This is a genomic window from Candidatus Hydrogenedentota bacterium (assembly GCA_019637335.1).
Lineage (GTDB): Bacteria > Hydrogenedentota > Hydrogenedentia > Hydrogenedentales > JAEUWI01 > JAEUWI01.
This window is the reverse complement of sequence record JAHBVV010000003.1, coordinates 340631-351255: the sequence shown is the minus strand read 5'-3', so window position 1 is coordinate 351255 and position 10625 is coordinate 340631. Positions and strand designations below refer to the sequence as shown.

Annotated in this window: 5 protein-coding genes; 1 reads left to right on the top strand and 4 read right to left on the bottom strand. The window is 64.8% G+C overall.

All coding sequences use genetic code 11. The features are described from left to right. Positions 1-287: 287 nt before the first annotated feature. Positions 288-866: a hypothetical protein gene (locus KF886_06660; protein MBX3177020.1), complete on the bottom strand. Its 579-nt coding sequence runs from the start codon at positions 864-866 to the stop codon at positions 288-290. 649 nt (positions 867-1515) lie between these two features. On the opposite strand from KF886_06660, the gene KF886_06655 reads away from it, so the two are divergent. Next, positions 1516-2829: a hypothetical protein gene (locus KF886_06655; GenBank protein MBX3177019.1), complete on the top strand. Its 1314-nt coding sequence runs from the start codon at positions 1516-1518 to the stop codon at positions 2827-2829. Positions 2830-2911: 82 nt separating this feature from the next. Here KF886_06655 and KF886_06650 read toward each other — a convergent pair whose 3' ends face one another. The 3 genes from KF886_06650 to KF886_06640 form a co-directional block, all read right to left on the bottom strand. Next, complete coding sequence (locus tag KF886_06650) at positions 2912-7024, bottom strand: amino acid adenylation domain-containing protein (protein MBX3177018.1); 4113 nt, start codon at positions 7022-7024, stop codon at positions 2912-2914. Positions 7025-7504: 480 nt separating this feature from the next. Next, positions 7505-8410: a PmoA family protein gene (locus KF886_06645; GenBank protein ID MBX3177017.1), complete on the bottom strand. Its 906-nt coding sequence runs from the start codon at positions 8408-8410 to the stop codon at positions 7505-7507. A gap of 739 nt (positions 8411-9149) precedes the next feature. Then, on the bottom strand, positions 9150-10319 hold the full coding sequence (locus KF886_06640; protein MBX3177016.1) for an exo-alpha-sialidase: 1170 nt from the start codon (positions 10317-10319) through the stop codon (positions 9150-9152). Positions 10320-10625: the final 306 nt, after the last annotated feature.

Below are 10625 nucleotides of genomic sequence, written 5' to 3'. Positions count from 1 at the left end.
ACGTCCGACGTACTCCGGGCAACGAGCTCAACGGCGGATCGCCGACGCGATCCCGGGCAAATGCGGGGCCAGTCTAGCACAACTTCAGGCGGGGCGCCAAGATCAGTTGTCTGCCGCGTCACTTTTCGCACTTTGCGCGACAAATGCAAGATCGGGGCCGCTGGCGACACGCGCAAACGACTGGCGCATTCCCTACACCGCCCCACGCAACGCTAAAGTATAGCATGCTTTACGCGAAATTGCACGGGCTGGAATTGCCCCGGTACAGGGTCGGCTTTCGACGGCTGTCAGGCGGCCTGGCGGCTTCGGCGGTGCAGATACCAGGCCGCGGCGACGAGGGACAGGAGGGAGATGGGCGGCAGGTAGCCGGGCCACGTTTCGGGCGCCAACCAGACGGCGTATCCCATGGCCGCAACGTGCAGGGCGCCGCACCAGAGTATGGCGCGGCCCCATCCGGCGCGGAGCGAACGCCCGGCGGCCTTCTGACCCTGCCCGTTGAGGTAGAAGAGGCCACCGAGGAGGGTGGCTCCCAGGACGCCCGCAAGCATTGAGAGCTCGGCTGTGGCGGTTAATCGACCGGTTTCGGCGTAGAATCTGGGGAAGTAGGCGGGATTGAGGACGAGGAGTGACAGCAGGATGTGAACGGCCAGTAGCGCGGTGGCGCGGACGCCGTAGTAGCGGCGCAGGGCTTTCTCGCGCGAGACGAGCGACATGCCGAAGACGACGAGGCCCGCCCAGGAAAGGGCCTTGTTGAGCACGAAAAGCGGTACGTTCGCCCAGGGGGTATCTCCCAGGACGGGATAGCGCAGGATTGCGTAGGCGAGCGCCACGGCGAGTAGCGTGTATAGCTTAAATCTTGGGGTCATAAACAGTTACAGTCCAGAATCAGGCGGGCCGGTCTCCGGAAGAAGGTCCAGTGCGTGTCGATTTTGGGCAGCGTCGCCCGAACGCCGGCGGTCGAGTCGCGCTTGGAAGGATACTCCAAGCCGAGGGAGGGATGCACTCCTGGAGCGCTGATTCGAATGGGGCGCCATGCGGTGAAGCAGGGATGGCTGTCGGGTAGTTGCGCCTTCGGCGCCTGGACAGCCGGGACGGCTATTCCGCCTGCGGCGGACTTTCAGCCTACTTTTGCGGTGGTTGCAGGCTCTGGTCGCGTTGCCGTATGGTCAAGGGAACCGGGGTTCCGCTTTTCATGACGCTTCGCGTCACCCATTAAGGATGAAATACGGCCCCTGACCGTAGGTGCTCTACTGGAGTCTCGCACGCTCAAGCCTTCGCGGCGGAGCCGCGGAGCTTGAACGTGGCACCCATGGCTTCTTTTGAAATTTCAGAGCAGTCTTGAGAGAGGAGTCCACCATGTCCGCGAGCCAACTTTGTACTTCACGCGCCGCTTTCGCCCTGCTGGTGGCGGTCACGTTACTTGTTCCGTGCGCCGCGCAGGAGGGGGGCGCGCACTCGCCTTCTCCGGTGTCGGGGCCGGCGGGGATCGGTGGAGTTTTTCCGCACCTTACGGTGATGGCGGATGGCGTCGGGAGCACTTCGGAGACGGGCATCGGCGCGCTGATTCCGTGGGCGAACAAGCTCTGGGCGGTGGGCTATGTGGCGCATATCAAGGGGGATGGTATCGGACTTTACGAGATCAGCGAAGACATGTCGATGCGGAAGCACCCGGAATCGGTAACGGGGACCTTTGCGAACCGGATGGTGCATTGGGAGACGGAGCAGGCGATAATCGGGCCGCATGTGATTGATCCTGCGGGGACGGTGCGCACGATTGAGGCGCTGAAGGGGCACCGGTTGACGGCGACGGCGCGCCACCTTTCGGAACCGCGCACGATGGCGTATTTCCTGACGATGGAGGGGCTGCTCTTCGAGGTGGACCTGGAGACGCTGGAGGCGCGGGAGCTGTTTAACCTGGTGGAGGTGCTGGGGATCCAGGGGCAACCGCACTTCAAGGGGGCGCACACGGCGCAGGACCGGCTGGTGGTGGCGAACAACACGTATGAGGAGCCGGAGTTCCTCGGGCGGCGGGCGGCGGGCTGTCTTGCGCAGTTTGACGGGACGAACTGGAGCGTGCTGGAACGCAACCCGTTTGTGGAAGTTTCTGGAAAGCAGAATCCGGGCCCGGGATCTCGCTACGGGAACACGCTCTTCGCGACGGGCTGGGACCGGGCTTCGGTGATCCTGCGGGTGTTGCACAATGGCCAGTGGAGCCGCTACCTCCTGCCGAAGGCGAGCCAGTCCTTCGATCACACGTGGAACACGGAGTGGATGCGGATCCGGGAAGCGCAGACCGAGCGCTACCTGATGGACATCCACGGCATGTTCTACGAGCTTCCCCCGCTGGTGTATGGGGGGGCGATCTGGGGGATCCGGCCGATCAGCACACACCTGCGGATCGTGCCGGACTTCTGCTACTGGCGGGGATTATTTGTGATGGCGGGCGACCAGACGGACAATGCGGTGGGGCAGCCGCAATCGGGCTTCTGGTTTGGGAACATCGACGATCTCTGGCAAATGGGCAAGCCGAAGGGCTGGGGCGGGCCGTGGTGGGAGCAGCAGCTCCGCGCGGACACGGTTTCGGACCCTTTCCTGATGACGGGCTTCGACAAGAAGGTCCTGCACCTTTCCCACGACAGCCGGGAACCGGTGGATTTCCGGATCGAAGTTGATTTCCTGGGCAACGGGACGTGGAAGTGGTACGACACGTTCGAGGTACCGGCGGAGGGCTACCAGCACCACGTTTTCCCGGACGGTTACTCGGCGCACTGGGCGCGGATCCGGATTGACAAAGCCTGCCGCGCGACGGCGTATTTCATGTACAACTGACGGGCCGGGGGCATTTCGGGCGCGAAGCGGTCCGCGGCAAGGGTGTCGCGGGCGGCTGCAATCAATTCACCTCGGGGACAGGTCATTCCGCGGCTTCTCGGGCCGCATTGATGCAAGCCTGCAACTGGCGCGCGAGCCCGGCCACGTAGGGATCGCGGACGACCATGAGGTGTTCGCCCTCAATATGGCGGATATCCACGAACGGAGCGAGCCGATGGTAGCCGAGGGTTGGATCGCGTTCGTGCGTCAGTCCGGGGCCCTCGGCGGTTCGAAACAAGGTGATCGTTCCCGGGTAGGGCCGCATTGTGTATCGCGCGGCGGCGCGCTCGTTCGCCCGCTGCCCCGCGACCACGGTGCGCACGAACTGATCATTTGCGACGCCGATCCGGCTGGCAGGGGAATCGGATGGGGCCTGGCCCGCCTGCTTCATGGCGTGTACCCGGGCAATGTCGCTACGGGCGAAGTCCAGGTATTCGGCCAGAGTGGGCTGGTCCGCGCGCTTTCCGCGCGCGGCGTCCGCCGCAATCCGGATGAAGTCACGGGCATAGACGGCGACGGTGTCCCGCGTGTTCCAGAGCATGCGGAGCCTCCTGGCGAAATGGGCCGCCTCGCGCCGCAGGGCGGCGGCCCGGTTCCCCGGTGCGCTCGGGGTATAGCCGTGCGCCTCGCAGTCGATGAGCGCGAGCAATGCGACCGCCTCTCCGGCCTCCAGAAGCTGGCGTGCGATTTCATAGGCGACGATGCCGCCGAATGACCATCCCGCGAGGTAGTAGGGCCCTTCGGTTTGCACGGAGCGTATGGCAGCCAGGTACCTCGCTGCAAGGTCCTCCACCGTGCCGAACAGGCCGGCGTCTGGAAGGTGGGAGTACTGCAAACCGTAGACAGCCTGCGCGGGATCGAGGCGGGTTGTCAGCGCGCCGTAGCTGTAGGCGGCGCCACCGGCCCCAAGCGCGCAGAAAAGCGGAGCGCCGGCGGCGCGCCGCAAGGGAACGAGACACGGGTCGGCTTCGGAATTCGGGCGGGCGGCGCGCTCGATGAGGCCGGCCAGACCTGTGATGGTCGGTTGCAGAAAGAGTGCTCCCGGGGGTATATCGCCCACGCATTCCTCTCGCAGGCGGACGATGACCTGGGCCGCGGTCAGGGAATTTCCACCGAGGTCGAAGAAGTTGTCAAGCGCGCCGATATCGGCAATCCCCAGCACCTTGCTCCATGCGTTGGCGATGGCGTGCTCGAGGGGTGTCTGGATCTCGGCGCGTTCCCCTCCCGCAAAGACAAAATCCTCCCCGCCGGGAATCGGGAGCGCCTGGTAATCCACTTTCCCGTTTACGGCCATAGGAAGCGCGTCCAGCACCATCATGGCGGCGGGCAACATGAATTCCGGCACCCGCGATCGCAAGTACTGGCGCAATTCGAGCCGGTCAATTCCCGGGGGACGCGGCACGAGATAGGCAACGAGTTCAGGGTCGCCGGCCCGCCTTTCAATACATCGCACGACCGCGCCGGACACGCCGGGATGTTCCCTCAGGCGGGCTTCCAGCTCGCCAGGCTCAATCCGAAATCCGCGGATCTTAATCTGCTCGTCGATGCGCCCGAGGAACTCGATGTTCCCATCCTCGAGCAGGCGCGCGCGATCGCCGCTTCGATAGAGCCGCGCACCCGGCGCGCTGCAATAAGGATTTGGGATGAAGCGCTCCCGCGTCAGGGCATCTCGATTGAGGTAGCCTTCGGCGAGCCGGGTCCCTCCCAGGAGCAATTCGCCGGCCACACCGACGGGCAGGAGGTTTTGGCTGGAATCGGCGATGTAGGCCTGGGTGCCGGGCAGGGGGCGGCCAATGGGCACGCGGGACTCGCCGCCATGGCCAAATCCGGGCGGCGTCTCGAAGCACGTCGCGGTCATCACGGTCTCTGTTGGGCCGTATGCGTTGATGAGCCGCACGGGCGCGGTGGCGGGGTGTTGTTGCCAAAGCCTTACCACATCGGTCGGCATGACATCTCCGCCGACAAGCAGTACGCGCAGCGGGGAGACAGGGTCACCCGTGTCACGCGCGATACCGCTCTCAACCCATTGGCGCCAGAATGCCGGCGGCAGATCGGCGGCCTGGATTTGGGCGGACTGGAGAAGGCGGGAAAAATGGGCGGGCTCACAATGAGCGGGATCGGCGATGACCAGGGTCGCGCCGGTGGCGAGCGCAACGAAGGCCTGTTCGATACTGGTGTCGAAACCCAGGGAAGCGAAGTGAAGCATGCGGTCGCCGGGGCCGATACCGTAGAGAGCACGCATGGTCTCAATATGCTCCGCCGCCACTTGATGCTGGACGCAGATCCCCTTCGGCAGGCCCGTGGAGCCGGAGGTATAGATAATGTAGGCGGTGCTCGACGGGTCCACGGCGGGGCCGGCTTCCGCGGACGCCTCATCGCCGGCGACATCCTCGAACCGGATGATGGAGACACCGGGCGCGGGCGGCGCGGGACGGCTCGCCGAGCTGGTTACGATCGCGTCTGGCTTCGCGTCATCCATGAAGTACTTCAGCCTGGCGTCGGGATTCGCCGGGTCCATGGGCACGTAGGCGCTTCCCGACTTGAGAATCCCGAGCATGGCTATCAGGGCGCCGGCGGATCGGGGCATACACAGGACGGTGCGCGATCCGGGTCCGACGCCGCACGATTTGAGGTGGGCGGCGAAGGCATTGGCGCGGCGAAGACACTCGCCGTAGGTCAGGACGCAGCCGGGACTCTCCAGCGCGGTGGCGTCTGGAAAGTCGTCCGCCGCGCGATCGAATGCGGTGTGAAGGCAGGCGGGCGGCAGCCGGTTCCCCAACGGCTGCCCGCCATGCACGAGTTGCTTCCGCTCGGCTTCCGGCAGCGCGGGCACGCGCGCGATGACGGCGGCGGGATTATCGACCAGGTACGCGAGAATTGCTTGCAGATGTCCGGGCATGCGCGCAACGCAGGTCTCCGTGTAGCGCCGCGCATCGTACTCGATGTGCAGCGTGATGGCGTCGCCGCCGTAGGCCGCGAGCAGCAGGGGCACGGGGGTGCGTTCGAGCAACCGGACTTCCCGGGTCTCCCAGGCTCCGCCCAGCGCGCGCATGGCGTCGTTGATCGACTGGCGTTCGAAGACGAAGCAGGCTTCAAAGCCGGGGGAGGATATGGCGGCTTTCGGGCCGGCGTTTCGTGGTGAGGCGTGCTCCACCTCCCGCAAGGCCACCCATTGTTCGCGCAGGCCGCGCAGCCAGCCGGACACCGTGATTGCGCCATCGACGCGGGTGCGAACCGGGAGGGTGTTGATATAGAGTCCGATGGAGGCCTCTGTCACGGGAGGGCAATGGCGCACGGATTTCGTCGCGCCTGTGACCAGATCCGGCGTACCCGCGTAACGATGCATCAGGAGAGCCCAGGCCCCGAGCAACAGCACGTTCACCGTTATTTCCTCGCGGGCGGCAAAGGCCCGCATTGCGCCGGTCAACGATTCGGGCAGCTGGCTCCGCACGGATCCGCGGGGCGGAAGGGATTCTTCCGGGCTTGACGGCCGGGGCAGCGAGATGAGATCAGGCCCGGCGCAACCGGCCAGATGCTCCTGCCAGAATTCCCGGGCGCGTGCGGCCGGCTGCCCCTGCAACCAATCGATGTAGGCGCCGAAGGGGGCCCCTTCATCGCCGCTTAACCCGGTATCGGAAAACGCCTGCTGGAGCAGGAGACGAATCGAACGGCCATCGACCAGCAGGTGATGCACCGTCCATATGATTGTGTATTCCAGTTCCCCGAGACGAAGAATGGCGAGGCGCATCAGCGGCGCTTCAGAGAGAACGAAGGGGCGGGCGCGGTCCGCCCCCAGGAAGGCCTCCAAGCGGGACCGCTGCTCAACGGGGGTTAAGCCACGCCAATCCTCTTCAGGGACAGGTAGAGCGACCTCCCGGAGGGTTCGCTGGACGGGCTCCGCGAGATCTCTCCAGTGAAACGACGTCCGCAAGACGGAATAGTATTGCAGGAGCTGTCGCCAGCGCTGGATGAAGCGGGATGCTTCGAAGGGCTCGCGCAGGCGCACGACAACCTGTTCAATATAATTGCCCTGCTCCGCGGCGGCCAGGCTGAGGGAGAACATTTCCTCCTGCGCCGGTGAAAGCGGGCGGCATTCGACTGGATCCAATTCGGAATGCGGCGGTCCCTCCCACGCCGTCGGACTCATCGCTTCCATCCAACACGACCCCTTACTGGTGCTTTCGCAACCCGCAATCTCTCTCCGGGAAGGCGCCCCGGACAACCGTGGCGCGCCATCACGTAAACGGACTTCGCATCCCGCGCCACCACCAACGCACGCGAAAACCGCCTGTGACGCCGGCGCGCAGTTTACGGCGCAAGCTGGCTCCGGCACAAGTACCCACACCGTTCGTTGGCAGACCCGAATTTGCAGGGTCGTGAGACCTTCGCCGTATGAAGTAGTCGCTCTTTTCAAATTTGATGGTGGCGCCGTTGGGTATTCAACCACCGTTATCATCACGAAAGCGGGGATCCAGAGTCCATGCAGCGTTGACCTCGCAAATCTTCTGTATACCAGCTTTCGCGGGATTGACGAAAACCACCAATGTAAGAAGGGCCCCGTGTCGGCGAACGCCTTACTTCAGACTGCCATCGTATTACGCAATGTCAAGTCAGCACATGCGATACGCTCTCGCGCTCACTCCGCGGCGAATCGCTCCCAGTGGGCCTCCAGCGCCTGGGGGCCGGCGTCGGGGCCGTGCACGATGAGGCGATAGCGCAGGGTGAGGGTCTCCCCCACGCTCAGGCGGTATGGGGCGTTGCGGGTGAAGGAGGCTCCCATCCAGCCTTCGTCGCGCACGTGAAAGGATGCGGGATGGCCGGGGTTGCCGGGGTGGTCGAGGAGCGTGACGCCGTTTTGCACGCCTGGGGCGACGGGGCCGGTGTAGTCCACCCAGCGCGCGGGGTAGCCGTGTACACCGGCTTCGTTGGTGGCGCCCGAGTCGTTCAGAACACGCCCGCCGGCCTTGACGGCCATGGTCCCGGCGACGCGGACACCGAGGAAACCGAAGGGGGTCTGGCCGAACAGGACATTGGCGCCGGTCGGGGTGAAGGAGAGCGTCAGGTCCACGTCGTACTCGCCGGCGTCCCGCCGGGCGACGGCCCAGGTGCGCTGTTCGGCGAGTATGGCGGCGCCGTCTTCGGCGCGCCACTCGTGGGCCAGGCGGATCCAGGCGCGTTCGGGGCCGCTTCCGTGGGCTTCTACGCGGGTCATGGCGATGTTTTCGCCGCCGTCCTCGGCCCAGAAATCGTGTCCGTTTACGTTCTGGTGGCCCACCCATACAGAACGGTGGTGGCGGTGGCCGTGGGGGTCTTCGGGGTGGAGCATGCTGGTAAGGCGGTGGGCGGCGGGGCCGATAAGCGGGAAAAGATAGGGCTTGGCGGCGGGGCCGGCGGCGATGTAGCGCGCGACTTCAGCGCCGCCGATCTCGAAGGCGTACTGGTGATCGGGCAAGGCCACGATTTGTACGTCGGGGAATGGCGCGGCGGCGGCGGACAGGGATGCGGCGGTGAGGAGGGCGAGGGCGAGTGTAGCGATTCTCATGTGTGTTGGTCCTGGGTTTTGGGTGAAGTTCTGGTAGTACCGGGCGCAGACCGCGGGGAACCCGGTTATGATACGGGCTTTCAGCCCTGACTGAGAATATGGTCATTCTACCTGGGCCTGCGGCCCAAGGCTGGTATGATCCGCGCCTTCGGCGCTGGACAGGCGGGACGCCTATCCTACTTTTGCGCCTTCGGCGCTGGAAAGGCGGGACGCCTATTCCGCCTGCGGCGCGTCATGGACCTGTGCCACTTTCTTTTCGAGGTGGTTTTGGGAGGGTCGGGGGAACTTTTGGAGGTGGGCTCACTTTGCCGCGGACAAGAATGTCCGCGATCCTTTGCGCCTTTCGGCGCGGTGGACAGCCGGGACGGCTATCCTACATTTGCGCCTTCGGCGTGGTGGACAGCCGGGACGCCCGCCTCCGGCGCGTCATGGAGCTGTGCCACTTTCCTTGCGAGCTGGTTATGCTGGGATGAGGGGAACTTTTTGGAGGTGGGCTCACGTTGCCGCGGACATGAATGTCCGCGATCCTTTGCGCCTTTCGGCGCGGTGGACAGCCGGGACGGCTATTCTACATTCCTTATCGCGGTGGTTTTGGTGGGGATTGGGGAACTGTTGGAAGCGGGCTCACGTTGCGCGGAATGTCCGTGATCCTGGCGCCTTCGGCGCGGTGGACAGCCGGGACGGCTATCTTACATTTGCCGCGGACGGTGTCCGGGTCCCTCGCGCGCTATCTCGGCGCTTATTGCTTTATCGCGTCCACGGGGAAGGTCATATAGTCGATCGTGGCGCCTTCGGGGCCTTTGTAGGAGTAGGAGAGGTGGACGTTGCCGTCGCTGCCTTTCATCACGGTGGGGTAGCCGAAGGAGCGGGACTGGTCGGGGCTGTCCTGGAGCATGCGCTTGTGGGGCCAGGTCCGACCCTCGTCTTCGGAGAGCGCGATGGCAAGGTTGTGCCGCCCGCGCTCGGCGTCGTTGTAGACGAGCACCCAGCGCCCATCGCCCATGTCGCAGGCGGATACGCTCGCCCCGGAATTGGGGAACTCCATGTCCGTGCCCACGGTCCAGGTCACGCCCTGATCCGGGGAGCTGGCTTCGATGATGCGCTTGGGCTCGACGCCGTTGTCGCGCATGTAGGCGACGAGCGTGCCATCGTTGCGCTCGACGATGGCGGGCTGGATGTTACCCAGGCCGACGATGGGCTTGCTGGCCGCCCAAGATTCGCCGCCGTCGTCGGAATAGGCGGCGAGCGACACGTTGAAGCCGTCGGAGTAGAGCGGAATGAGGATGCGGCCGGATTTCAGGGTAAGCACGGGGGTGCGCGTCATCCAGCCGATGTCGGTCTTGATGGGGTCGCTGGCGTTGTCCACGAGCATGTCGGTGTACGCGTGGGCGTATTCGGCCCACATCGGCTCGGGGTGGGCCAGTTCCCGGAAGCCGGCCTTCAGATCGGCGGCGAAATCCTGGCCCGGCTTGAGCAGGATGATGTCCTGCCAGTTCCAGACCGGCGCGCCGTCGCCCAGGTAGTCGGTGCTGGTCTTGTACTTGAGGATGGTGCGCTCCCAGCGGTTGGTGTGGACGACCATCCAGAAGAGCCACAGCTTTTCGTTCGCATCGATGAAGAGGACCGGATTGCAGTCCGGCAGGTCGGGGGTGTCGGCCATTTCAAAGACGGGCCCCCAGGCCGATGCGCCCTTCTTCAGGCGCGCGCCCTGAATGCGGACGTCGTTGGCGCTGCGCTCACCGGATCCGTGGAACCAGGTAGCCAGCAGATCGCCGTTGGGACACTCCACGATGGAGCTGCTGTGGACGTGCTTTCCCTGGGGCGGGAACATGTGAACGGCTTCGGCGGCGACCGCGGGGGTTGCGGCCAACAGGGTGAGGACAGCGGCGATAACGGCAAGGGGGCGCACGGCAATGACTCCAGCTTATTGGGGAAACCCTGAATTACACTCGGGGCCACCAGTAAACCCGATGGCGGCGCGGTATGTCAACGCCGTTTCGACAGCTGTTTCGACAGCCCGCCGCCGCTTTCGCTATAGTACCCGGGTTATTGAACCGTCAACCCCGACCCGACAGGAATCGCAGCCATCGGCGCCCCCGGCACAGGCCATTTTCCTGGCTCATCCGGTTTGAAGGTACATAGGCAACGATCGCGGCAAATATGAGTAGATTGCTCGATGCTCATTTCCGGGCGGCGCCGCTAAGAGCGGATACGA